Source organism: Kitasatospora sp. NPDC002965 (assembly GCF_040611255.1).
In the GTDB taxonomy this organism is placed as follows: domain Bacteria; phylum Actinomycetota; class Actinomycetes; order Streptomycetales; family Streptomycetaceae; genus Kitasatospora.
The window spans coordinates 65801-90599 of record NZ_JBEXNT010000002.1; the positions used below are offsets into that span (position 1 = coordinate 65801).

Consider the following 24799-nt stretch of genomic DNA (forward strand, 5'->3'; position numbering starts at 1 on the left):
TCCAACCTCTGTCCGATCACCGGGAGCTGACACATGACCGAGAAGCAGACCGTCACCGACGTCCTGATCGTCGGCGCCGGACCGACCGGCCTGCTGTTGGCCGGGGACCTCGCCACCGCCGGGATCAAGGTCACCGTGCTGGAGAGGCGCAGCACCGAGTCCAACCTCACCCGGGCGTTCGCCGTGCACGCCCGGACCCTCGAACTCCTCGACGCCCGCGGCCTCGCCGACGACCTCATCGCCACGGGCCGTCCGCTCACCTCGCTGAAGATCTTCAACAAGTTCCGGGTCGACCTCGGCGAACTCCCCAGCCGCTTCCCGTTCGTCCTGATCACCCCGCAGTACCGGACCGAACAGCTGCTGCACGACCGGGCGGTCAAGGCCGGCGCGACCGTCCTGCGCGGGGCCGAGGTGGTCGGCCTGCGCCAGGACGCCGAGGGCGTGACCGTCGAGACGCTGGAGAACGGCGCCGTCACCACCCACCGGGCCCGCTACGCGGTCGGCGCCGACGGCGTCCACTCCACCGTCCGCGACCTGCTCGGCATCCCCTTCCCCGGCGAGTCCGTGGTCAACTCCGTCCTGCTGGCGGACGTCCGGCTGGAACGCGAGCCCGACGAGGCGGTCACCGTCGGCGCGAACGAGCACGGCTTCGCCTTCCTGGTGCCGTTCGGCGACGGCTGGTACCGGATCATCGCCTGGGACCGCACCGAGGAGCACCCCGACGGCACCCCGCCGTCACTCGACCGGATCGCCGCCGTCGCCCTCGGCGCGTTCGGCGAGGACTACGGCCTGCACGACGCCCGCTGGAGCTCCACCTTCCACAGCGACGAACGGCAGGTCCCCAACTACCGCTCCGGGCGGGTCTTCCTCGCCGGTGACGCGGCCCACTGCCACTCGCCGGCCGGCGGCCAGGGCATGAACACCGGGATCCAGGACGCCGCCAACCTCTCCTGGAAGCTCGCCGCCGCCGTCCGGGGCCAGGCCACCGACGCGCTGCTCGACACCTACCAGACCGAGCGGCACCCGGTCGGCAAGGCGGTGCTGCGCACGTCCGGTGCGCTGATCAGGCTCGCCCTCGCCCAGTCCGCCGCCACCCGGGCCCTGCGCGGCGCGCTGGCCTCGCTCGCCGACCACCTCGACGTGGTCGCGGAGCGCGGCGCCCGCACCGTCTCCGGCATCGGCATCGCCTACCCGGCGCCCAAGGACGCCCACCCGCTGGTCGGCAAGCGCGTCCCGGACCTGCGCCTGACCGGTCTCGAACCGCCGCGCGAGGGTGGTCCGGCCGCCCCGGACCGGCTCTACGAGGCGCTCCGGGCGGGGAAGTTCGTGCTGGTCAGCAACGACGAGCTGTCCGTCGCCGAGCCGTGGGCGGACCGGGTCATCACCGCCGCCCCGGCCGACCCGCACGGCAAGCTGCGCGACACCGTCCTGCTGATCCGACCGGACGGCTACACCGCCTGGGCCTCCGTCGACCCGGGCCTCGGCGAGCTCCGCGCCGCCCTCACCGACTGGCTCGGCACCCCGGCCGGCTGACCCGGCCCGGAGGCGGGCGCCGGGTCGGCCGGCACCCGCCTCCGCCGTCCGGCCCCGCCCTTGTTCCGCCCCTGTCCCGCACTGCCGCGGACGGGCACTGCCGCGGACGGGCGGCGCCTTCGCCTACTGGTGCACCTTCTCGTAGTGCCGCGCCGCCTTCGCCCGGTTCCCGCACACCGCCATCCGGCACCAGCGCCGCCGGCCGTTCTGCGAGGTGTCGAAGAAGTGCAGGATGCACGCCTCGTGGGCGCACTTCTTGACCCGCTGCGGCCCCTGGCCGAGCAGCACCAGGAAGTCGTCGACCGCGAGCCAGGCCGCCAGCCACTCCGGCGCGTCCACCTCGACCCGGTCCCGCGCCCCCGTCGCCGAGGCCTCCCGCCGGACCCGGCCGTGCCGCAGCACCGCGTCCAGTCCGGCCAGGGCCACCGGCCCCACGGCGCCGCCCCCGTCCAGGTCCCGGACCGCCGCCGCCAGCGCCTCCCGCGCCTCCCGGACGGCCGCCAGCCCGGCCCCGTCGGCCGCACAACGCCCGGCCAGCCCGGCCGAGGAGAGCCAGATCGCGTAGCCGTCCGGTTCGCCGAGCAGGTCGTTGACCGGGGTCCCGGCCCACCGGGTGTTCAGCAGGTCGAGCGCCAGCGGCTCACCGAGCAGCGGTCGCGGGTCCCGCGGGTCTGCTGTCCGCTCCGTCATCGGCACTCCCTCGCTCTCGCCCGGTCCACGAGTCTACGTCGGGGCGGTCCGTCGGGGCGGTCCGTCGGGGCAGTCCGTCGGGGCCCGCCCTCGCCGCTCCGCCGGGACCCGTTCCCGTGCCCCGGACCGGCCCCGACCGAACGGACCGGAAGGTCTGTTTCCGCTCCGTTCCGCGATCGTCAACCCTCCGCTCGCCCGCTCGTGACCACTGTCATACGCAGGACTGATGACGTAGCCTCTCGACCGTGCATAGGGTTCCCCACAGCTCGGCGAGGCCGTTGACGGCGCACTCCCGCGCCGATCCGGCTCTGCCGCACCCGCTCGGTGGGGAGAGTAACCGCATGGCCTCACAGAACCCCCAGGACGCACGGCTGAGACAGGTCGGGCCACGCCCCGACGTGCCCGCCGCCGTGCCCCCTCAGCCTGCCCTCCAACCGCCCGCCACCGCGTCCGCCGGACGCCCGAGCCCGACCGGCGGTTTCGCCGACACCCTGCACCTCGCGATCGAGGCCAGCGGCCTCAGCCTCGACCGGATCCGGGCGGCCCTCGCCCAACGCGGCGTCAGGGTCAGCGTCACGACGCTCAGTTACTGGCGGCGCGGTCGCAGCCAGCCCGAGCGGGCCAGCTCGCTGCGCGCGGTGCACCTGCTGGAGGAACTGCTCGGCCTCCCGCACTCCACGCTCTCCTCGCTGCTCGGCCCGCCCCGCCCGCGCGGGCGCTGGGCCGCCAACGCCAACGCCAGCCACCTGCGGCTGGAGGACGTCTGGCCGGGGGAGCAGGAGATCGCCGACGTCTTCGCCGAACTGGACGCGCCGCCGGCCGGCGAGCTGGAGCGGCTGTCGATCCACGACTCGTACTACGTGGACGCCGACCGGCGCGGCAACCTGCTGAGGATGCGGCAGGTGGTCCGGGCGACGGTGGCCGGCGTGACCCGCTGCCTGGTCGTGCACAAGGCCGACGAGGAGGCCACCGGCTGTCCGGAGATCACCGGGGTCCGGCACGGCCGGCTCGGCCGGGTCCGGCGACGCCCCGACGCCGGCCTGATCGTCGGCGAGCTGATGCTGGACCGGCCGCTGGGGCTCGGCGACAGCACCGTCTTCGAGTACGAGGTGGAGATCCCGTCCGGCGGCGCCGAGACGCTGGAGTACAGCCGCCGCTTCGCCACCCCGGTGCGCGAGTACGTGCTCCAGGTGCACTTCGACCCGACGCGGGTCCCGGCCCACTGCGAGCGGTACGACCGCGACCCCGGGGCGGACGTCGACCGCCGCCGCGAGCAGCTCTGGATCGGCGCGTCGGCCAGCGCCCACGTGCTCGCCCCCGACCAGCAGCCGGGCCACATCGGCATCCGCTGGGAGTGGGAGTAGCCCCTCCGCCGCCCGGCGCCGGCTCTCCGCTCCACCCCTTCCCACCCCTGTCATGAACGAGCCACGCCCCTCCCGCCTAACCCTTTCATGCAGCAGTAACGGTTGACGATCCCCTACCTAACCACTACCGTCGTCAGTAACGGTTAGCCAGTCGCGCCCTCCGGGGCGCTCTGACCACGGGAGTGACCAGGCATGTCCGGCACCATCAGCAGCACCCTGCAGACCGGCCACGTGGGTCTGAACGTCACCGACCTCGACCGCTCGACCGCCTTCTACCGGCGGCTGCTCGGCCTGGAGCTGCTCAAGGAGGGCACCGGCCCCGAGCAGCGCTTCGCCTTCCTCGGCCGCGACGGCCGCCCGGTGCTCACCCTCTGGCAGCAGAGCGCGGGCACCTTCGCCACCGCCGCCCCCGGCCTGCACCACCTCTCCTTCCAGGTCGACTCGCTGGACGAGGTCCGTGCCGCCGAGGCGCTGCTGCGCGAACTGGGCGCCTCCTTCGCCTACGACGGCGTCGTCCCGCACGGCGAGGGCGCGGCCTCCGGAGGGATCTTCTTCACCGACCCGGACGGCATCCGGCTGGAGATCTACACCCCCCAGGGCGTCGACGGGACCGGCGCCGAGGCTCCCGCCGGGTCCGCCCCGACCTGCGGCTTCTTCTAGGACTCGACCGAACGGGCACCGGGAGGCACACCATGACCACGGACACGCCCTACCACCCCGGCGAACGGGCCGCCCAGGCACGGGCCGGCCGGCTGGACCGGGCCGACCACTCCGGACGCGCCGTGGGCAGCACCGTCCCGGCCGTGGCCGCCCGGTTCCTGACCGAGCGGCGGATGCTGGTGGTCGGCGCCGCCGACGCCGACGGCCGCCTCTGGGCCACCCAGCTCAGCGGCGCCCCGGGGTTCCTCCGGGCCGCCGACGAGCGGACCCTGACGGTGGCCGCCCGGCCGTCCGGAGACGACCCGCTGGCGGGTGCCCTGGCCGGCCCGGCCGAGGTCGGCACCGTCGCACTGGACCCGGCCGCCCGGCGCCGGATGCGGCTGAACGGCCGCTCCGTGCCGGACGGCCGGGGCGGCCTGGTGATCACCGCCGACCAGGTCTACGCCAACTGCCCGAAGTACATCCAGCGCCGCAGCCCGGTGGACCGCCCGGAGGCCGGCGCCCCTCGCAGGGTGGCCGGCGGCCCCGCCCTCAGCACCGCCCAGCAGCTGACGGCGGCCACCGCGGACACCTTCTTCGTCGCCACCGCCGGACCGGACGGCCGGGTCGACGCCTCGCACCGGGGCGGCAACCCGGGCTTCCTCAGGGTGCTCGGACCGGACCGGCTGCGCTGGCCCGACTACGCGGGCAACAGCATGTTCATGACCCTGGGCAACCTGGAGCTCGACCCGCGCGCCGGACTGCTGATCCCGGACTGGGAGACCGGCGGGGCGCTGCTGGTCACCGGCGAGGCGCGGACCGACTGGTCCGACCCCGCCGGGGCCGGTCTGCCGGGTGCCGAGCGGGTGATCGACCTGACCGTCACCGACGTCCTCGAACTGGCCGACGCCACCCCGCTGACCTGGACCGATCCCGAGTACTCACCGGCGAACCCGCGATCTGCGGGCTGACCCGCCGACGGCTGACCTCCCGCCAGGTCGGCACCGTCACTACCGCCTCCCGCGCACCCGCGCCACGCCCGGGCCGCCGAACGGTCGTCACCCGACCGGCGCAGTCCACCGCGCCGACCAGGTGCCCGATTTGGGACTTTGGTCCCGATAACACGCGCTGTCGCCCTGGGAAGGACCGTCCTGTCACGCCGTCAGCGGTGACCAGTCCGACCAGGAGAAAGAGGCGGAGCATGACCCTCACCGACCGACCGATCCCGTTGCTGGAGTTCGACGAGATCGAGCCCGACGCGGACTGCATATGCGGGGGCTGCAGCGCCCGCCGCCGCGCCCGACTGCACGCCGCACCGGTGCACGAGGGCGGCCACGCCGCAGCCCGCAGCGTCCGCCGCCGGGCCGCCGTGCTGATGGCCGCCGTCGGGACGGCCCTCGGCGGCGGCGCGGCCGGCGCCGCCGCGGCACCGGCCCCGACGCCCACCCCCGGCGGCTCCGCCACCGCCCAGCCGAAGACCCCGCAGGGCGAGGTCAGCGGCCTCTACGGCGACTCCCCGTCCGCCCGCGGGCTCTCCGCCCCGCGCGCCGCCCAGCCGGTCACCCGGGCGCAGATCATCGAACGGGCGCAGCGCTGGGTCGACCAGAAGGTCCCGTACAGCATGAGCCGGTACTGGTCGGACGGCTACCGCCAGGACTGCTCCGGCTTCGTCTCGATGGCCTGGGGCCTGGGCAGCAGCCAGACCACCTGGACGCTGCCGAACGTCGCCGAGCGGATCGCCAAGGCGGACCTCCAGCCGGGCGACGTCCTGATCTACAACAACCCCGCCAATCCGCAGGCCGGCTCGCACGTGACGGTCTTCGGCGGCTGGACCGACTCCACCCGCACCCGCTACCTGGCGTACGAGCAGACCTCGCCGGGCACCACCAAGCGGTCCACGCCGTACGCCTACTGGAACAACTCCGGCTCGTACGTCCCGTACCGCTACAAGGCGCTCTCCCCCGGCGGCGACGGCGGCGGAACGAACGGCGGAACGAGCGGCGGCGGCAGCAGCGACGGCTCCTCCTCGACCGCCTTCCCGGGTGCCGACAAGTTCGGCCCCGGCGCGGACAACGCGTACGTCACCAGGCTCGGCCAGATGCTGGTGCAGCGCGGCGGCGCCCGGTTCTACGGCACGGGCCCCGGGCCGCGCTGGAGCGAGTCGGACCGGCGGGCCACCGAGGCCTTCCAGCTCGCCCAGGGCTGGCGCGGCGCCGAGGCCGACGGCATCCCCGGCAAGGACACCTGGGACTACCTGGTCAACGCCAAGGGCCGGAACATCGACGGCGGCGCCCCGCTCCCGCCGCCGCCGGTCGGCCCCGGCACCGGCGCCGGAGCGCCGCCCTTCCCCGGTCGGGCCGCGTTCGGGCCGGGCGCCGCCAACGACAACGTCCGGCGGCTCGGCGAGCAACTGGTCCGCAAGGGATTCGGCCGCCACTACACGCAGGGCCCGGGCCCGCGCTGGACGGAGTCCGACCGGCGAAACGTCCAGGCCTTCCAGGAGTCCCTGGGCTGGCGCGGCGCCGAGGCCGACGGCTACCCCGGCCCGGACACCTGGAAGCGGCTCTTCTCCTAGGGACCGCCCGACCGGGGACCGCCCCGGGAGCCGTCCGACCGGGAGCCGTCCGACCGGGGGCCGACCGGCCCCCGGGGGGCCCGGCTCACACCGCGCGTCCGTCCGGCAGGGGAACACCGGGCGGGCGCCCCGACATCCAGTGGAAGAGCCCCATCGCCACGCTGGTCGCCAGGTTGAAGCTGGAGACCCCGGGCCGCATCGGCACCGCGACCAGCCGGTCGGCCCGCGCCTTCAGCCCCGCCGAGACACCGTGCCGCTCGGTGCCGAAGGCGAGCACCGCGTCGTCCGGGAAGGCCGTCTCCCGGATGTCCGCACCCTCCGGGTCCAGCACGTACAGCGGGCCCGCGGGCAGGTCCGGGAGCGTCAGCCGCTCGACGGCGGTGGCGAAGTGCAGGCCCGCGCTGCCCCGGAGCACGCCCGGGTGCCAGGGGTCGAGGTCCCCGGTGGTCACCACCCCGGCCGCGCCGAAGCCGGCCGCCAGCCGGATCACCGCGCCGACGTTGCCCAGGTTGCGCGGGTCCTCCAGCAGCACGACCGGTGCCGTCCGCGGCCGGCGGTCCAGCGCGGCGCGGTTCGCCTCGACGGTCGGCCGGGCGGCCAGCGCGATCACGCCGGTCGGGTGGAGCCGGGGCGCGAGCCCCCGCAGCGTCTTCTCCGGCAGCTCGGCGGCCAGCCCGTCCAGCGCGGGGGAGACGTCCGGGGCCAGCTCGGCGGCGAGGGCCAGCAGCGCGGCCCGGTCGGCGGTCAGCACCTGCCGGACGGCGCCCCCGAACCGCAGTGCGTGCTTCAACGGGTGGAACCCGTCCAGCAGCACCGTTCCCGGTTCCTCGGCGCCGGCCCGCCAGGCGCGCAGCAGTTCTTCGTCGTTCACGCCGCTCACTCTGCCGGACCGGGCTCGCCCGGTCGTCCCGCGGCGGCGATCACCTGGTCGAAGGTGAGCGGCCCACCGGCCTCCGCACCGGCCTCCGCACCGGCCTTCCCACCGGACTCCTCCGCGGACTCCTCGACGGCCGCGCCCGGCCGCAGCCCGGCCAGCGCCAGGTCCAGGTGCCGGTGGACCAGCGCGCCCCCGGCGTCGAGCACGGCCAGACCGCCCGGCAGCGGCCGGGAGACCCGGACGCAGAGCAGCACCAGGTCACCCATCCCGATATCCGTGCGCAGCTGCCCCGCCTCCTGGGCCGCGCGCAGCAGCTCCTCGACCGCCGCGACCGCGCCGGTCCGGGCGGCGACCAGCTCCTCGTCCACGACCAGGCGTTCCAGCAGCACCACGATCGCCGCCCCCATCCGCAGGTCGGCGGCGGCGTGCACGAAGCGGCGCAGCGCGCGGTACGGGTCGGCCTCGGCCTCGCGGGCCCGGTCGGCCGCCTCGGCGAGCCGGGTGAGCAGATCGGTGACCAGGGCCCTGACCAGTGCCTCCCGGTCGGGGAAGCGCCGGTAGAGCGTCCCCGGGCCGACGCCGGCCCGGCGCACGACCGCGTCCAGCGGAGCGTCCGGGCCCCGTTCCAGGAAGACCTCGCAGGCGGCCTCCAGGATCCTGCGCCGACTGCGTTCCGCGTCCGCTCTCATCACCAGCCCCTTAACCGGAGAGATTCTCTCCCCCTATGCTACCGTCCTGACAGGCGGAGAAAATCTCTCCGCTTAAGCGGGGCACCCTTCCGAGGAGCGACGCCATGACGACCACCTCATCGCCGGCCATCCACACCGACATCGACGGCACCGGGCACGACCGCGCGGCCGTCCTCGCCTGGGAGCTGGACCGCGCCCGGGCCGCTCTGCGGCTGCTCAAGCAGCGCCTCGGCGACGACCGCACCCGCGAACTGCTCGCCCCCGACACCGCCGCGGCCGACGCCGCGATGGCCGGCTGGCTGCACGCCTCCGGCGGGCGGTGGCGCGCGGCCGTCACCGAACTGACCGCCACCGGCATCGACGCCGCGACCTTCCTCGCCTGGTGGCAGGGCCGGCTGCACGCCCCCGACCGGGCCGCCCTGCTGGCCGCCAACCCCGAGCACTACCTCGCCGACTCGGCCGACGGGACGGTCGAGATCATCGAGACGGTCGGCGACGGACCGCTCCGCTTCGTCCTCCGCTTCCGCCCCACCCCGGCGACCCCGGCGTACCCGGTCCGGATCGGCGGCACCGGCCACCTGGCGGACGGCTCCGAGGTGCTGCGGGTGATGCACGAGTTCGCCGACTCCCCGCAGGGCCTGCGGATCCGGCTCACCGTGGAGTTCCCGGCCGCGGCCCCGACCGGGTTGTCGACCGGCCACCAGTGGCACTTCGCCTGCGAGTTCGCCAACTGGCTGGAGGCCGCCGCGGCGGCCTGACCGGCGGGTCCACCCCCCGGACCTCGTCGGACCAGGGCCGGGCCCGCCTAGCGACCCGACGGCTCCGGTTCGCGCTGCGCGGTCGCGGTCGCCGTCCCGCCGCCGCGCAGCGCCCGCTCCAGGTCCTTCAGCGCCTGGAGCAGCAACCTGGTCCCGGTCCGCAGCACGTCCCGCTGCACCTCGCCGGGCGACCCGGCGAGCCGCTGCTCCAGCCGCTCCTGTGCCTCCCGGACGGCGTCGAACTCCACCGGCTGCCCGGTCAGCAGGGCGCCCGCCGCCAGCGCCGTGGCCAGCTGCAGCTCCTCCGCGAACTCCGCCGCCCCCGGCACCGGATCGGCGTCGGCCGCGGGCAGGTGCGCCTCCAGCAGCACCGCGACCCGCCCGAGGTGGCCGACCGCCGCCCGGGCCCGGTCCAGCTGGCGACGGCTCACCCCGGGCAGTCCGGAGGCGTGCCGCCCCGGCTCGGCGTCGGCCCGCTGCATCGCCTGGAGCAGCTCGGAGCGCGCCTCCCGGGAGTCCAGCAGTGCCGCGCGGACGGCCCGTCCGCGCGGCGCCGCCGGACGCTCGTAGACCGCGATCACCTCGGCCGCGTACCGTCCGGCGGCGGCCAGCCACTCGGCCAGCCGCTCACCGAGCCGGGCGGTCTGCCAGGTCGGGAAGAGCGCGTAGACCAGCAGGGCGACCGACCCGCCGAGCAGGGTCAGCCCGACCCGCTCGACGGCCGTCGTCAGCGGGTTCCCGGCCTGCAGCCCGAGCAGGAACACCACGTACGAGGAGATGCAGACCGTGATGACCGCGTAGCCGGTGCGCAGGGTGAGGTAGGCGCCGCCGATGCTGAGCACCGCGAGGACGGCCAGCACCCACTCGCCGGGGCGCGCGAGCTGCACCACCAGCGTGGAGACGGCCACCCCGACCATGGTCCCGGCCAGCCGGGCGACCCCCCGGCTGTAGGTCTGCGCGAAGTCCGGCCGCATCACCATCGCGGCCGTCATCGGCGCCCAGTAGCCGTGTTCGAAGCCGACCAGCCGGGCCAGCAGGTAGGCGACGGTCACCACCCCGGCCAGCCGGACGGCGTGCTGGAAGACCGCCGAGCGCGGCTGGAACTGCCGCCGCACCGCGCGCAGCGCCGTGGGCAGCATCCGGACCAGCGGCGGCTTGCGCAGCGCCCCGCCGGCCTGCACCACGGGGGTGTCGATGGTGTCCTCGGCGCCCCGGTCCAGCGTGTCGGAGGCCTTGCGGAGCAGCCCGGCCAGTCGGCGGGCGGAGCGCCGGGCGGCGCCGCGCAGTTCCGGCCCCTCGGTCCGGGCGGCGAGGGTGAGCGCGGGCGCCGAACGCGGGAGCTGGAGCGGGTCCCCGGTGCGGATCGCCCGGGCCAGCGCGTCCATCGCCTCGGCGGCGGCGGCCAGCACCTCGCGGGCCCGGTCGCGCTCCGGCCCCTCCTCGGGGGCGCCGACCTTGGGGTCGGCGATCGCCGCCAGGGTCGGCCGGACCCGTTCGGCGATCCCGCGCAGGCCGCGCAGTTCGGGCGGCCGGTTCCGGTCCTGCCAGGGGGTGAGCGCGGCGGCGTGCCGGGCGGTCATGAACGGTTCCGGGTCGACGTGCGCGGTCGGGTCCTGGCGCAGCCGGCGGGCGTAGTCGGCGAGTTCGGCGTAGGTGTCGGCGAGCGCCTCCCGCTGGACGGTCCAGCTGCCGATCGGCCAGACGGTGATGACCAGCGCCTGGGCGACGCCGCCCAGCGCGCAGACCAGCCCGTGTCCGAGCGCGGTGAGCGGGCTGACCGGCAGCTGGACCACGATCAGCATCACCGAGACGGTGTTGGCGGCGACCACCCCGGCGGTCGGCCCGATCGCCCAGGCCAGTCCGGCGCCGAAGGCCCAGACCGCCAGCAGCACCGGGAACGCCCCGGGCACCCCGGCCGCCAGGTAGCCGAGGAAGGTGCTGACGCCGAGTCCGATCCCGGCGGCGACGGCGAGCGTGGCCCGGGGCCGGAAGCTGCGCTGGAAGGTGGCGGTCCCGGCGATGAACGCGCCCATCGCGGCCGAGGTGGCCAGCTCCGGCCCGCCCAGGGCCAGGGTGGGGAAGAGCACCGCCGCCACCGCGACCGCGCCGCGCAGCGCCCGCTTGGGGTCGGTGAGCGCCCGGTCGACGGTCAGTCCGGTCCGCGCGGTGTCTCGAAGGGCGGCGAACCAGGACATAGCGGTCAGCTTAGGGGAGTGGCGCCCTTCTCCCCGCCAGGGACCCGGCCCACGCGGCGGACCGTCCGGCCCACCCGTCGACCGGCCCACCGCAACGCCGCCGTCGGCAGGAAGACCGCGTCCGCCGCGATCATCGCCAGCGAGAACACCGGGAGCCCGAGCAGCACCGCGATCCCCACGTGCTCGGCCATCATCACCACCAGCAGCGTGTTCTTGACCCGCCGGCTGACCAGCGTGAACGGGAACGCGACCTGGAGCAGGACCGTCCCGTAGGTGATCAGGAAGACCGGCAGCAGCGCCGACCCGACCAGCCCGGACAGCCCCGGCCACGGCGTGAAGTAGTCCAGGTGGAGCGGGTAGTAGAGCGCGGTGCCGTCCTGCCAGCGCGAGCCCTGCACCTTGTACCAGCCCGCGGTGGCGTAGATCAGCACCACCTCGACGGCGATCACCAGCATCGCGCAGTTGTGCACCATGGTCGCCAGCGCGTCCAGCACCGCCCGCGTCTCGCCGTCCGGCGCCAGCCGCCCGGCCAGCCACCAGAGCCCGGCCACCGCCCAGAGCGCCCAGAACACCGGCCCCCATCCGACGTACGGGAACGTCGCGGTCGTCCAGGCCAGGCTCTCCCCGGAGAAGCCGCCCAGCCCGCAGACCAGCAGGACGGCGCCGAGCACCGCCCAGAGCGCCACCCCGGTCCGCCCGGACCCCGCCCGCCGGGCGTCCAGCGACCAGACCTCCGCGCAGCGGGTGAAGACCAGGTAGACCGCCATCAGGTGGACGACGTTGTCGCCCCCGTCGCCGAGGAAGACGTTGCGGTTCTGCAGCGAGAGCACGGTGACCAGGAACAGCACCGTGCTCGCCCTGGTCCGCCAGCCCAGCAGCACCGCCAGCGCGGCCAGCACCGCCAGGTGGTAGACCAGCTCGAACCAGAGCCGCCCGCCGAACCAGGGCAGCACCGTCAGCGCCCCGTTGTCGGCCAGCAGCCGCTCCGCCAGCTCCGTTGACCAGGGCGAGGTGTCGCCGTACAGCAGCCGCCGGTTGGGCCACTCGCGGAGCAGGTACACCATCCAGACCAGCCCGAAGCCGATCCGCACCGTCGCCGCCTGGTACGGCCCGAGCACCCGTCCGGTGAACACCGCGAACGCCCGGGCCGCGAGCCGGACCGGCCCCGGCGGGCGCGCCGCGGGTTCGGCCTCCGGCGGCGAACCGGGCTGGCGGGGGATCCCGTCGAGCAGCCGCTCCCCGGCCTCGGCCGGAGTGACCTCGTTCACCCGAGCCCCCGGACGTCCTCGTCGCCCACCGGCCACCAGGGCAGCTCCCGGACCTTCGGCGCGGGCGGCGGCGCCTCGTCGCTCCACTCCGGCGGCGGGACGGTCGTCGTGGTCACCCGCAGTTCGACCTCCAGCACCGGCCGCCCGTCGACGCTCCGGCCGATCCGCTGCAGCACGATCCGCTTCAGGTACTCCTCGGCCAGCCGGCCGCGCGGATTGACGAGCGACTCGTCCTGGGCGTTGTGCGAGCCGTCGTAGAAGTCCCAGGCGCGGCGGAGCATGTTCTGGTCGGCGTGGCTGGGCGCCGGGTTGCCCCGGATCGCCGCGAGGTCCCGGGCGGTCAGCCCGACCCAGTCGTGGGTCCGGACGCCGCCGTCCTCCGCCGCCGTCCGCGCCCGGGCGTCCACGGTGACGTTCTGCTGCAACGGGTTGGGGGCGAACAGCTTCCAGTTCTGTTCGAACTCCGGGTAGACCAGGCCGTCGACCTGGTCCCGGTACCGCTGGGACAGCGAGTTGGCCGGTGCCACGTGCAGGAAGACCGCGCCGAGGAAGAGCCCGGTGGCGGCGGTCAGCACCACGGCGGCCGTCCCGAGCACGGCCCGCGCGGGCGCCGACCAGGCCCGGTGGACGGGCGGCGGGTCCGTGCTCTCGGCGCTCTCGGCCATGAACTCCCCCGGGGAAGGGTGGGGCCGGCACCGCGCCGGCCCGGTCGCGCGCCCATCCTGCCCTACTCCCCCGAACGGCGGGCCCGTCCGGACCACCGGAATCCGCGGGGGACCCCCGGGTCGCCCGCTACAGGACGAAGGCCTGCTGCCCGCCGCTGCTCACCATCGGACGGCCCGCGCCGTCCCAGGCGTACATGCCGCCGTCGACGTTCACCGCGTCCCGGCCGTTCTGCACCAGGTACTGGACGACCTGCGCGGAGCGCCCGCCGACCCGGCAGAGCACGTACAGCTTCCCGTCCGGAAGCTCACCGATCCGCGCCACGACCTCGCCGATCGGGATGTGCAGCGCACCGTCCACGTGCCCGGCGTCCCACTCGTCCTGCTCACGGACATCCAGCAGGGCGGCGTCGGCGGGGACGCCGGCGGCGTCGATGGTGGGGATCTGCGCGAACATCGTCTGGTTCTCCTGGGCGTCGGGATCGGCTCCGCCATTGTCCCCCACCGTCGCCGGGGCGCCGAGCAGCCGCTCCAGCTCGGCCTGCTGGGCGGCGGCCTTGGCCAGCAGCTGCTCGGCCAGCTCCTCCAGCAGCCGGTCCGGATCCTGCGGGGCGAGCGCCAGCAGCTCTCCCATCGCGGTCCGCTCCAGCCGCACCTGCTCGGCGGCGAGCCCGCCGATCCGGCCGGTCAGCCACTCCAGGCGGAGGCGCAGCCAGCCGAGCCGGTCGGGGGAGTCGACGGCCGGAGCCGCCTCGGGGGCGGTGGACCACTCGGCGGCCAGCGTCTCCAGCGCACCGGTGTCACCGAACGCGTACGCCTCGTTGACCCGGATCAGGAAGGCGGCCCGGAGCTCCTGCTCGGCCGGGTCGGTGGTGAGGTCCGGGTGGGCCCGGCGGACCAGCTCCCGGTAGACCCGCTGGGCGTCCCGACCGGGCCGGACCCGGGCCGGTGCGGCCGGCGGCGGCGGGGCGTCCTCCTGTTCCCGCACGGTGTCGAACAGCGCGTCCAGGTCGGGGAGTTCGTCCACCCTCCGGCGCGCCTCGGCGGCCTGCCTGAGGTCCTCCGGAAGACCGGTGCGGGCGGCCAGGGCCTCGGCGACCAGCGCGTCCAGCTCGTCCAGCCGGGCGTACAGCGGACCGAGCAGCTGGTGGTGGATCAGCGCGAAGTTGTCGATCTCGACCCGCAGGGTCTGCACGTCGACGTCCATGGTCAGCCAGGCGAGTTCGGCGGCGGCGACCCGCTCCTCCAGCTCCTGCTGCTCCGGATCCGTCCAGCGGACGGGGCTCTGCGCGGTCACTTCTCGCCTCTGTCTCGTCCTGGGTGGTTCCGTCCCGTCCTGCGACCCTACCCCCCGCGTGCGGTGCACCGGCGGGGTGGACGGGGAGTGCGGACCGGCGCACGCCACGTGACACGCAACTGATACCGAGGAATCTCCCCGTTTCGCTATCGAGTCCCGGCCCGTCCGTGCTTCGCTGGTATCCGCACAGCATGCCTTCCTCCGGAGAATCGGCCGTCTCCAGGCGTGGCGGCCAGGCGGGAGCAGACCCAATCCATGGTGGACGAGCCCAACTCCACATCGCGTCCGGCGGGTACCGAAACGGGGCCCGGAACCGCACCGGGTGACCAGCCGTCAGGGGTGGTCGCCCTGGTGCGGCTCGCCCTCGTGCTGGTCGACCGGAGCGGCCGGATCACCCAGTGGAGCCGGGCGGCCGAGGAACTGTTCGGACACCGCGCGGAGGTCGTCCACGACCGCCCCGCCACCGGCCTGCTGCCCGCCGCCGAACCGCGCAGCGTCCCCGCTCCGGCCGGGGCCGGGATCCCGCCGGCCCGCCGCCGGGACGCCTTCGACACCCTCGCCGAGCTGACCGCCACCGGGACCGCCTGGGCCGGGCAGCTGCCCGTGGTCGACCGCGAGGGGCGGCTGCGCGACGTGCTCTGGTGGGCCTACCCCGTGGACGGGCCCGTCGGCGGACTGCTGGCGCTGGCCGCCGACGCCCGCCCGCTGCGCTCGGCCGGCCCCCGGCTGGCGCTCGGCGAGCGGCTGCTGCCGTTCGCCGCCGCCCCCGGCGCCCGCGGCGGCTTCCACCGGATCTCCGCCGCGCTGACCGCCCCCGGCCGGCCCGTCCCCGCACCCTTCGCCGCGCTGCTGCCCGGTTCGGCCGAGCGCCGCGGGCCGCTGCTGGTCGCGCTGTCCCGGGGCGGCCTGCCGGCCCTGCGGCCCGACCCGACCAGCGTGCTGCCGGTCCGGCCCGCCGACCCGGCGGCCGGCACCGCCCACGCCGCCGCCGGGATCGGTCGGCGCTATCCGACCGCGCAACAGCGGGCCACCCGGCTCGGCCCGCCGCCGCAGCCCGAGCAGCCCGCACCCGGCCGCCGCCCGGCCGGCCCGCTGCCCGGCCAGCGCGAGGCCGCCCCGACCACCGCCGCCCCGACCACCGCCGGCGCCACCGCCGCCTCGCAGGCCGGAGCGGGCCAGACCGCCACCTCCCAGACCGGAGCGCCCCAGGCCGGCACCGCCGCGCCCGCCGCACCGGCCACCGTCCCGGCCCCGCCGAGAGGAACCACCGCCATCGAGCAGACCGCTGTCGGGTCGTCCGCCGTCGAGTCGTCCGCCCCCGGGCGCCGGCTCCACCCGGGCGAGCCCACCGCACCACCCACCGCACCCGTCCCGGTCCCCGGAGCCGTACCCGTGACCACCCCCGCGGCCCCGACCGGCCGGTTCGGCGCGTTCCTCACCAACGGCCAGGCGGGCGAGCAGCTGGCCCTGCTCAACGAGGTCGGCGGCAAGGTCGGTACCACCCTCGACCTCGGCTTCACCGCCCACGAGCTCTGCCAGGTCCTCGTCCCCCGGGTCGCCGACTTCGCCTGCGTCGACCTGGTCGACGGCCTGATCTCCGACTCCGAGCTGCCGGCCGCCCGCCCCGACGACGACACGATGCTCCGCCGGGTCGCCCTGGCCTGCAACGAGTCCGTCGGCGAGTGGGACCACGTGCTCGCCGAGGGCGCGCTGGTGGCCATGCCCCGCCGCACGCCGCCCGGCATGGCCCTCCAGCTCAACCAGCCGGTCCTGGTCCCGGTGGTCACCCGGGACGTCGCGGTCGACTACGCCGCCGCGCTCGGCGGCCCCAGGCTCGCCTCCGTGGTCTCCGGCCGCTCCATGCTGGTGGTGCCGCTCTCCGCCCGGGGCACCGTGCTCGGCATCCTCAAGCTGCTCCGGCTGCCCGACCGCGACCCCTTCGACGAGGGCGACGCCGCCACCCTCAAGGAGCTGGCCGCCCGGGCCGCGCTCTCGCTGGACAACGCCCGGCTGCACCGGGCCGAGTCGCGGGTCGCCACCACCCTGCAGCGGTCGATGATCCCGACCCGCCCGCCGCAGATCCCCGGCGTCCAGATCGCCCACCGCTACCTGCCCGGCGACTCCCGCGCCGAGGTCGGCGGCGACTGGTTCGACGCGATCCAGCTGCCCGGCAGCCGGGTCGCCCTGGTGGTCGGCGACGTGATGGGCCACGGCCTGCACTCGGCCGCCGCGATGGGCCGCTTCCGCACCGCGATGCAGACCCTGGCCGCCCTCGACCTGCCGCCCGGACAGCTCCTGCGCCACCTGGACAACCTGGCCCACAAGCTCGGCGACGACCATCTCGCCACCTGCCTGTACGCGGTCTACGACCCCATCAACCGGACCTGCGAGCTGGCCAGCGCCGGCCACGTCCCGCCGGTCCTGGTCCACCCGGACGGCACCGGCGAGCTGCTGGAGATCCCGGCCGGCGCCCCGATCGGCGTCGGCGGCGTGCCGTTCGTCGCCAAGACCATCGACGTCTCGGACGGGTCGATGCTGGTGCTGTGCACCGACGGCCTGGTCGAGGTCCGGGGCGGCGACATAGGGGCCGGGCTGGCCGCGCTCTGCGGCAACCTGATCGACCCCCGGCAGAGCCCCGAGCAGGCGTGCGACGTGGTGCTGGACCGGCTCCACTCGGACGACCGGAAGGACGACGTCGCCCTGTTGGTCGCCCGGTTCGACGGGGTGGCCCCGAGCGAGGTCGCCACCTGGGACCTCACCGTCGACCAGCGCGAGGTCCGCCGGGCCCGCGCCCTGGTCCGCGAGCAGCTGGCCGGCTGGCACCTGGGGGCGCTCAGCGACACCACCGAACTCCTGGTCAGCGAGCTGGTGACCAACGCCGTCCGGGTGGCCCGGGACCGCGTCCAGCTCCAGCTGATCCGGGTGGACAAGCTGCTGGTCGAGGTCAGCGACGACAACCACAACCTGCCCTCGCTGGAGCCCGCCGAACAGCTCGGCGAGACCGGCCGCGGACTGACCCTGGTCACCAAGCTCGCCGAACGCTGGGGCACCGCCCGCAAGGCGGTCGGCAAGGTCGTCTGGTTCGAACTGCCCCTGCCCCCGCCGCCGCACTAGCGTCGCCCGGACCGCTCGGCACGGTGCCCCCCGGTCGCGGGCACCGTGCCCGTCCGTCCGCCGGCCCGTGCCCGTCCGGACCCGGTGCCCGGGTCCGGGCTACGGCACGGCCCGGACCGGCGCCCGGCGCCTGGCCTCGTTGGCGACCTCGATCGAGGCCGCCGCGGCCACCACGGCCGCCGCCCCGACCCCGGCCAGCACCCGCGGCCAGAAGTCCCCGAACACCTCCACCGAGACGGCGATCAGCAGCGCCGCTATCACCGCGACCACGTGCTCCAGACCGGCCAGGTTCGGCAGCACGACCGCCTCCCCGACCATCAGTGCCACCACCAGACCGGCGGTGAACCAGGCCCGGCTGCGGAAGGCGATGCAGATCGCCAGCGCCACCACGGCCGCCGACGGACCGGTGTCCCGCACGTGCGCGACCCACTTCGGGAAGCCGAAGACGTGCTCCGGTCCGATCGCCACCCCGACCCGGGCGAACAGCGTCCCGGCCAGGGTGCAGGTGTAGGCCACCACCAGGGTCAGCCGCCGGCCGAGCACGATCTCGGCGATGCCGAAGACGAGGAAGACCTGGGCCAGCGCCCCCCAGACCGGCAGGTCCAGGGCCGGCACGTACAGCGACAGCGGAGTGCGCAGCAGCGAGACCTCCAGCGGCAGCGCGGCCTTCACCACCCCGATCTGGGTGACGAACCGCTCCCCGCCCGGCAGGTGCTGGACGATGCTGAACAGCAGGATCAGGCAGGTCGCCGCGGTGGCCAGCGGGACGGCTGCGAACTTCTTCCGCACCACCCGTTCCCGGACGATCCCGAACAGCGTTCCCCACTCGGCGACAGCGGCCTCTCTGGCAATTGCCACCGGCCCCTTTCGCACGCCCCCCGCGTGGGCCATCTGATTCACTACCGTCTCCATATCCCCGAAGCCGGGAACGTTTCCCCGGCTACCCCCACATTAGAAGCCGGTTAAGGAATCCACATCGGCATCAATGTGGACCGAGGTCATCCTCAGGGGGGAGAGCTCACCCCGAAATCCCCCCATCCGGACGTCCGGCTCCCTCCGCCCCCCGGCGGAGGGACTACCCCTTCCCGTCCTTCGCCGCCACCGGCACCCGGGGCTCCGCGACGGCGGTTCCCGTGTGTCGACGACGGAACAGGGCGGGCAGACTCGGCGCGGTGATGAAGCCCTCGGCCCGGGCACTGGCGATGCCGATCCGCGGAATCTCGCTGCTCTTCTCGAACAGCAGATAACGCGGCTCCCAGATCGGCCGGTACTTGGCGTTCGCGCGGTACAGGGATTCGATCTGCCACCAGCGCGAGAAGAAGCCCAGAACGGAGCGCCAGAGCCGCAGCACCGGACCGGCGCCGAGCTTCGAACCGCGCTCGAAAACGGAACGGAACATCGCGAAGTTCAGCGAGACCCGGGCCAGATTCACCTCGCCCGCGCGCTGCAGGAGTTCGATCACCATGAACTCCATCAGACCGTTCTCGGTGTCCCGGGCCCGCCGCATCAGGTCCAGCGAGAGCCCGTCCGCACCCCACGGCACGAAGCTCAGCAGCGCCTTCAGCTCACCGTCGCCGTCGTGGCACTCCAGCATCACGCAGCGGCCGTCGCCCGGGTCGCCCAGCCGGCCCAGCGCCATCGAGAAACCGCGCTCGGTCGCGCCGTCCCGCCACTGGTCGGCCTTGGCGACCAGCTCGGCCATCTCCGACTCGGGGATCTCCTCGTGCCGGCGGATCCGCACCGTGTACCCGGCCCGCTTGACCCGGTTGTAGGCCTGCCGCACCACCCGCATCGCCCGGCCGTCGAGCGAGAACTCGTCCAGCTCGACGATCGCCTCGTCGCCCAGCTCCAGCGCGTCGAGGCCGTGCCGGGCATAGATCACGCCGGCCTCCTCGGAGGCGCCCATCACGGCGGGCGCCCAGGCGTGCTCACGGGCCTCGGACAGCCAGGCGTCGATCGCCCCCGGCCAGGCCTCGGGGTCGCCGATCGGGTCGCCGGAGGCCAGCGAGACACCACCGACCACCCGGTAGGTGACCGCCGCCTTGCCGCTCGGCGAGAACACCACGGCCTTGTCCCGGCGGAGTGCGAAGTAGCCCAGCGAGTCCCGGTCGCCCTGCCGGTCCAGCAGCCCGCGCAGGCGCTCCTCGTCCTCGGCGGTCAGCAGCTCCTTGTTGCGGGGGCTGCGGAAGGCGACGTAGAGCACCAGCAGGAAGAGCAGCGCGCCCATCGCGTTGATGACCGCGTTCACCCAGGTCGGGGCGTCGATCACGGAACGCAGGTGCTCGGACGGCGTGACGGTGACCATCCGGCCGACCGAGTAGCGGAACGTGTCCCAGAAGCCGGCGCCGTCGAGGTCGTTGGTCAGGGCGACCAGCGCGGCCCCGACCACCCCGCCGAAGCCCAGGCCGGCCACGAAGGTGGCCGCCGCCGTCTTCGGGTTGGAGCGGTCCCCCTTGGAGGTGAACTCCTTCCGGCCGATCACCAGGGCCAGCACGAACAGGCAGGTCAGCACGGTGGAGACGTAGTTCAGCGGGTGCTCGTTGAAGCCCTCGCCGGGCAGCGACATGGCGGCCAGGTAGAGCAGTGCGAACACGCCGGCGAGCGCGATGTTGAAGATCCACGCGGCCCGCTTGCGCCGCCGCATCGCGATCGCGAGGAAGGCCGACAGCACCGCGCTGCTCAGGCCCGCCGTCATCAGGTACGGGGTGAAGTACTCACCCTCGTTGTGCGTCTCGACCTGGTCCCGGAAGGGCACCAGCAGCACGGTGACCAGGTTCAGCAGGGCGAGCAGCCGCAGGTACCAGACGGTCGCCGCGGCGGCCCGGGGGCGCCAGCGCTCCAGGAGGCCGGGCCGGGACCCGGCGGAGGACGTGGACGGCTCCGGCTTCAGAGTGGACGACACAGCTCAATTCCAAACGATCAGATGGTGGGGCGCATCCGCACACGGCCCGAGGTCGGGCACTCCGTACAGGCCCGACGACCCGACCGACCGCTCGCCTCGGCCGGCAGACCGATGGAGCGGCAGCCAACTCCATGGTTCCCCACCCCGGGAGAGAATCGCGTGAACCAGGTAGGCGATTCACACCCCCGCCGAACGGCGGGGGTTCACGACCGGCCGAACCGCGGTCCCGCCCGCTCAGGCCCTACCCTCGAATCCAGTCATGCGGACCGGCCCGGCCCCGTCCGCCGAACCGAGGAGGGACCCATCACCACCACCCGCGTGCTGATCGTGGACGACGAGATCCTGGTGAGGTCCGGACTCGGGCTGATCGTCGGGTCCGCCGCCGACCTGGAGGTGGTCGGCGACTGCTCCGGCGGACAGGCCGAGGAGTACGTCCGCCGGCTGCGCCCGCACGTGGTGCTGCTCGACATCCGGATGCCCGACATGGACGGCATCTCGGTGCTCCGCCGGGTGCGCGCGCTGCCCGACCCGCCGGCCGTGGCGATGCTCACCACCTTCGACACCGACGAGTACATCGGCACCGCGCTGCGGGCCGGCGCGTCCGGCTTCCTGCTCAAGGACACCGCCCCGGAGCAGCTGGTGCACGCCGTCCGGGTGCTCGCGGCCGGTGGCAACATCCTCTCCCCGACCGTGACCCGGACGGTGATCGGCGGCTACGTCGACGGCGGCGGCCCGGACGCCGAGGCGGCGACCCTGGCCCGCACCCTGACCGGCCGCGAGCTGGACGTGCTGGCGCTCCTCGGCGAGGGCCTGTCCAACGCCGAGATCGCCGACCGGCTCTTCCTCGGTACCGGCACCGTGAAGGACCACATCAGCGCGATCCTCGGCAAGCTCAGCGCCGCCAACCGGGTCCAGGCCGCCGTCATCGCCCACCGGGCCGGGCTGGTGCGGCCCAGGCCGAGCGACGGGGCATGAGCGACCTCTCCCCCGGCAGACGGCTCCCGGCGGGGTTCACCGCCCCCTGGCTGATGCTCCTGCTGCCGGCGCTCTACTCCCTGGTCGACGCCGCCCTGGTGGCCCGGGGCGCCCCGCTCTGGCAGACCCTGCTCTCCGTGCTGGCCGCCGTCGCGCTGCTCTGGCGGCGGCGCTTCCCGGTCACCGTCCTGCTGCTGGTCATGCCCGGCAGCTACCTCGACGACATCTGGCTCGCCCCGATCACGGCCGTCTACACGGTGGCGGCCGAGCGCCCCAGCCCCCGGGTGGTGGTGCCCTGCGCCACCCTGTTCGCCCTGGTCGAGTTCTTCCACTGGCCGGTCTACGAGCAGACCTTCGCCCTCAGCCGGGACACCGCGCTGTACGCGATCCAGTCCGTGATGCTGGCGGCCGGACCGGCCGCCACCGGCCTGCTCTCGCGGACCAGGCGCGAGCTCGCGGCCCGGCTGGACGAGCTGACCCGGGGCCAGGCGCGGGAGAGCCGGCTGCTCGCCGAGCGGGTGCTGAGCGACGAGCGCGGCCGGCTGGCCCGGGAGATGCACGACGTCGTCTCGCACCAGGTCAGCCTGATCAGCATCCAGGCCGGCGCGCTCCAGGTCTCGACCCCCGACCCGGCCGCGGTGACCACGGCCCGCACCATCCGGGAGCTCTCCGTCCGGACCCTGGAGGAACTGCGCCAGATGGTCGGGGTGCTGCGGGCCGGCGGCCCGCGGATGGACACCCCGCTGGCTCCGCAGCCCCGCCTGGCCGACCTCCCCCGGCTGATCGAGGAGAGCGGGCTCGCCGCCGACGCCGAGCTGACCCCCGGCGACCGCCCCTGGCCCGAGGCGGTCGAGCGGGCCGCCTACCGCACCGTCCAGGAGGCGCTCACCAACATCACCAAGTACGCCCCGGAGGCCGCGGTGCACGTACGGGTCAAGGCCCGGGGACGCAGGCTGCGGGTGGAGGTCCGCAACGAGGCCCCGCCGGTCCCGCCCGTCCAGACGCTGCCGGGCGGCGGCCACGGCCTGGTCGGCCTGCGCGAGCGCGCCCAGCTGCTCGGCGGCTCGCTCGCCGCCGGACCCACCACGGACGGCGGTTTCGAGGTCCGGGCCGAGCTCCCGGCCAGCCGGAACTGACCCCCGGAACTGACCCCGGGACGCGCCTCGGAACGGGCCTCCTCCGGCTCCCTCCGGAGGCGGGGGCACCCCCGGAGAACGAGAAAACCCCGCAGGTCCGAAGACCTGCGGGGTTTCACTGTGCGCGAGGGGGGAGTTGAACCCCCACGCCCTTTCGGGCACTGGAACCTGAATCCAGCGCGTCTGCCTATTCCGCCACCCGCGCATGGGTGTCTGTCGTGGTTGCCGGCCGATCAGCCGAGCTGCTCGGTACCATGTGGCCCTTGCGTCTCTTCGATCCGGCCCCCTTGCGGGTGCCCCTTCCGACGTGGAAAACAGTAGCACGACCAGCGGGTCACCTCCGAATCCGTTCCCCGCAGAGGCCGGGCGCATCCGAACGGATGCCCGGCGAACAGGCGGACGAGGGATGGCGGGCCCGTCGAACGGGTAGCCCTGGCATGCTGCCGCCCGAATGCGTCACCCTGTGTGTCCGAGCCCACCCCCGGGCACCACGTGGTCCGGGAACCGTACGGATGGCCCCGGCGTGGATACGATCAGTACGGAAGTACCGCAAGTAGGCGCGACCGGCTCCCCGGAATCCGGTCGGCAGGCAGGCGAACGAACCCTGGAAGGGGGTGCCCCATGGGAGTGCTGAAGAAGTTCGAGCAGCGACTCGAGGGTCTCGTCAACGGCACCTTCGCCAAGGTGTTCAAGTCCGAGGTCCAGCCCGTGGAGATCGCCGGAGCGCTGCAGCGCGAGTGCGACAACAACGCGAGCATCTGGAACCGCGAGCGCACCGTCGTGCCCAACGACTTCATCGTCGAGCTGAGCCCGCACGACTTCGAGCGGCTGAGCCCCTACTCCGGGCAGCTGGGCACCGAGCTGTCCGGCATGGTCCGCGAGTACGCCGAGGCCCAGCGGTACAGCTTCATGGGCCCGCTCCAGGTGAACCTGGAGAAGGCGGACGACCTCGACACCGGCCTGTACCGGGTGCGCAGCCGCACCCTGGCGGCCGAGGAGTCCCCGCCGCCCCCGCAACAGCAGCAACAGGCGCCCGCGCAGCCCACCCAGCCCGGCTACGGGCGGCCGCCGGCCGCCCCGGCTCCCGGCGCACCGTGGCAGCAGCAGCAGGGCACCGCCCCGTACAGCCCGCCCCCGCCGCCCGCCGCTCCCCCCGCCGCGCCCCCCGGTGCCCCCGGCGGCGGCAACGTGCGCCCGTTCCCGGGCGCCGGCCACGGCACGTCGGTGCGCCGCTGGATCGAGGTGAACGGCGCCCGGCACCAGATCACCGGGAACGCGTGCGTGCTCGGCCGCTCGACCGAGGCCGACGTGCGCATCGACGACCCCGGAGTCTCCCGCAAGCACGCCGAGATCCGGCCCGGTACCCCCTCGATGGTGCTCGACCTGGGTTCCACCAACGGCATCGTGGTGGACGGACAGCACACCCAGCGCGCTACGCTCCGCGACGGCTCTCGAATCGTCGTGGGCTCCACCACCATCGTCTACCGACAGGTCGAAGGGTAGTGTCCGATTTGTTCGCGCGCTTCGCTCACTCACGGGCGGGCCGGCCATGTCAGAACTGACCCTCACGGTCATGCGGCTCGGCTTCCTCGCCGTCCTGTGGCTGTTCGTCATCGTGGCGGTCCAGGTGATCCGCAGCGACCTGTTCGGGACGAGGGTGAACCCCCGTGCGTCCCGCCGGGGCGCCGCCGCGGCCGCGGCCGGCACCGCGACCCCGGCGCCGGGACGCGGGGCGCAGGCCCAGCCCTCCGGCGGTCCGCAGACCCAGGGCGGCGGGCGCCGTCGCGGCGCACCCACCCAGCTCGTCGTGGTCCAGGGCTCGCTGGCCGGGACCACCGTCGCGCTCCAGGGCCAGACCATCACCCTGGGCCGGGCTCATGACTCCACCATCGTGCTGGACGACGACTACGCGTCCTCCCGGCATGCCAGGATCTATCCCGACCAGACTGGGCAGTGGACGGTCGAGGATCTAGGCTCCACCAACGGCACCTATCTGGACCGTCAGCGCCTGACCGCGCCGACCCCGCTCCAGCCTGGCATGCCGATCCGTATCGGCAGGACCGTCATCGAACTGCGGAAGTAGTAGCGCATGAGGGACAGCATCCCGTCCATGACCCAGAGGGGG

General features: G+C 74.6%; 20 protein-coding genes and 1 tRNA gene. 11 read left to right on the top strand and 10 right to left on the bottom strand.

Annotated elements, in window-relative coordinates; translation table 11 throughout:
• Positions 1–33 precede the first annotated feature (33 nt).
• Positions 34–1533, top strand: a complete 1500-nt coding sequence (locus ABZY91_RS01290) for an FAD-dependent monooxygenase (RefSeq protein WP_355398932.1) — start codon at positions 34–36, stop codon at positions 1531–1533.
• Positions 1534–1656: 123 nt separating this feature from the next.
• Here the strand turns inward: ABZY91_RS01290 and ABZY91_RS01295 are convergent, their stop codons facing one another.
• The gene (locus ABZY91_RS01295; RefSeq protein WP_329884767.1) at positions 1657–2223 is read right to left on the bottom strand and encodes a CGNR zinc finger domain-containing protein; all 567 of its coding nucleotides are present in this window, start codon (positions 2221–2223) and stop codon (positions 1657–1659) included.
• Between the two features lie 341 nt (positions 2224–2564).
• Here ABZY91_RS01295 and ABZY91_RS01300 point away from each other — a divergent pair, with 341 nt between their 5' ends.
• The 4 genes from ABZY91_RS01300 to ABZY91_RS01315 all read left to right on the top strand — a co-directional run bounded on the left by ABZY91_RS01300 (position 2565) and on the right by ABZY91_RS01315 (position 6801).
• Positions 2565–3587: a hypothetical protein gene (locus tag ABZY91_RS01300; protein ID WP_329884768.1), complete on the top strand. Its 1023-nt coding sequence runs from the start codon at positions 2565–2567 to the stop codon at positions 3585–3587.
• Positions 3588–3779: 192 nt separating this feature from the next.
• Positions 3780–4247, top strand: a complete 468-nt coding sequence (locus ABZY91_RS01305) for a VOC family protein (protein WP_355398935.1) — start codon at positions 3780–3782, stop codon at positions 4245–4247.
• A 32-nt stretch (positions 4248–4279) separates the two neighbouring features.
• Positions 4280–5197 carry a pyridoxamine 5'-phosphate oxidase family protein gene (locus ABZY91_RS01310; RefSeq protein ID WP_355398937.1) on the top strand — a complete coding sequence of 306 codons (918 nt, stop codon included), beginning with the start codon at positions 4280–4282 and terminating at the stop codon, positions 5195–5197.
• Positions 5198–5427: 230 nt separating this feature from the next.
• Positions 5428–6801, top strand: coding sequence for a peptidoglycan-binding protein (locus ABZY91_RS01315; protein WP_355398939.1), 1374 nt, complete (start codon positions 5428–5430; stop codon positions 6799–6801).
• An 85-nt stretch (positions 6802–6886) separates the two neighbouring features.
• Here ABZY91_RS01315 and ABZY91_RS01320 read toward each other — a convergent pair whose 3' ends face one another.
• Both ABZY91_RS01320 and ABZY91_RS01325 read right to left on the bottom strand, forming a co-directional pair.
• Positions 6887–7672 carry a TrmH family RNA methyltransferase gene (locus tag ABZY91_RS01320; protein ID WP_329884772.1) on the bottom strand — a complete coding sequence of 262 codons (786 nt, stop codon included), beginning with the start codon at positions 7670–7672 and terminating at the stop codon, positions 6887–6889.
• A 5-nt stretch (positions 7673–7677) separates the two neighbouring features.
• Positions 7678–8367 carry a helix-turn-helix domain-containing protein gene (locus ABZY91_RS01325; protein WP_355398940.1) on the bottom strand — a complete coding sequence of 230 codons (690 nt, stop codon included), beginning with the start codon at positions 8365–8367 and terminating at the stop codon, positions 7678–7680.
• Positions 8368–8471: 104 nt separating this feature from the next.
• On the opposite strand from ABZY91_RS01325, the gene ABZY91_RS01330 reads away from it, so the two are divergent.
• Positions 8472–9125 (top strand): hypothetical protein, encoded by a 654-nt coding sequence (locus ABZY91_RS01330; RefSeq protein ID WP_355398942.1) that lies wholly within the window; start codon positions 8472–8474, stop codon positions 9123–9125.
• 47 nt (positions 9126–9172) lie between these two features.
• On the opposite strand, the gene ABZY91_RS01335 is transcribed toward ABZY91_RS01330, so the two are convergent.
• From ABZY91_RS01335 to ABZY91_RS01350, 4 genes are all read right to left on the bottom strand, one after another.
• A complete protein-coding gene (locus ABZY91_RS01335; RefSeq protein WP_329949622.1) occupies positions 9173–11320 on the bottom strand; it encodes an FUSC family protein in 2148 nt (715 codons plus the stop codon).
• A gap of 5 nt (positions 11321–11325) precedes the next feature.
• Complete coding sequence (locus tag ABZY91_RS01340) at positions 11326–12588, bottom strand: HTTM domain-containing protein (RefSeq protein ID WP_355398944.1); 1263 nt, start codon at positions 12586–12588, stop codon at positions 11326–11328.
• On the bottom strand, positions 12585–13253 hold the full coding sequence (locus tag ABZY91_RS01345; protein WP_329884777.1) for a DUF5819 family protein: 669 nt from the start codon (positions 13251–13253) through the stop codon (positions 12585–12587). The genes ABZY91_RS01340 and ABZY91_RS01345 overlap by 4 nt, the downstream gene beginning before the upstream one ends.
• A 127-nt stretch (positions 13254–13380) precedes the next feature.
• Positions 13381–14547, bottom strand: coding sequence for a rhodanese-like domain-containing protein (locus ABZY91_RS01350; RefSeq protein ID WP_355398946.1), 1167 nt, complete (start codon positions 14545–14547; stop codon positions 13381–13383).
• A 255-nt stretch (positions 14548–14802) separates the two neighbouring features.
• Between ABZY91_RS01350 and ABZY91_RS01355 the strand changes: the two genes are divergently transcribed.
• Positions 14803–17661: a SpoIIE family protein phosphatase gene (locus tag ABZY91_RS01355; RefSeq protein ID WP_355398948.1), complete on the top strand. Its 2859-nt coding sequence runs from the start codon at positions 14803–14805 to the stop codon at positions 17659–17661.
• Positions 17662–17760: 99 nt separating this feature from the next.
• Here the strand turns inward: ABZY91_RS01355 and ABZY91_RS01360 are convergent, their stop codons facing one another.
• Positions 17761–18519 carry a hypothetical protein gene (locus tag ABZY91_RS01360; RefSeq protein ID WP_329884780.1) on the bottom strand — a complete coding sequence of 253 codons (759 nt, stop codon included), beginning with the start codon at positions 18517–18519 and terminating at the stop codon, positions 17761–17763.
• Between the two features lie 217 nt (positions 18520–18736).
• Positions 18737–20503: a phosphatidylglycerol lysyltransferase domain-containing protein gene (locus ABZY91_RS01365; protein WP_355399109.1), complete on the bottom strand. Its 1767-nt coding sequence runs from the start codon at positions 20501–20503 to the stop codon at positions 18737–18739.
• 381 nt (positions 20504–20884) lie between these two features.
• On the opposite strand from ABZY91_RS01365, the gene ABZY91_RS01370 reads away from it, so the two are divergent.
• Together ABZY91_RS01370 and ABZY91_RS01375 are read left to right on the top strand one after the other, a co-directional pair.
• A complete protein-coding gene (locus ABZY91_RS01370; protein WP_329884998.1) occupies positions 20885–21538 on the top strand; it encodes a response regulator transcription factor in 654 nt (217 codons plus the stop codon).
• Positions 21535–22674: a histidine kinase gene (locus ABZY91_RS01375; protein ID WP_355398950.1), complete on the top strand. Its 1140-nt coding sequence runs from the start codon at positions 21535–21537 to the stop codon at positions 22672–22674. Before ABZY91_RS01370 ends, ABZY91_RS01375 begins: the two co-directional genes overlap by 4 nt.
• Before the next feature lie 121 nt (positions 22675–22795).
• Here the strand turns inward: ABZY91_RS01375 and ABZY91_RS01380 are convergent.
• Positions 22796–22879, bottom strand: a tRNA-Leu gene (locus ABZY91_RS01380).
• 416 nt (positions 22880–23295) lie between these two features.
• Here ABZY91_RS01380 and ABZY91_RS01385 point away from each other — a divergent pair.
• Positions 23296–24177, top strand: a complete 882-nt coding sequence (locus ABZY91_RS01385) for a DUF3662 and FHA domain-containing protein (protein WP_329949615.1) — start codon at positions 23296–23298, stop codon at positions 24175–24177.
• A 46-nt stretch (positions 24178–24223) separates the two neighbouring features.
• Complete coding sequence (locus ABZY91_RS01390) at positions 24224–24757, top strand: FHA domain-containing protein (protein ID WP_329949614.1); 534 nt, start codon at positions 24224–24226, stop codon at positions 24755–24757.
• Positions 24758–24799 lie beyond the last annotated feature (42 nt).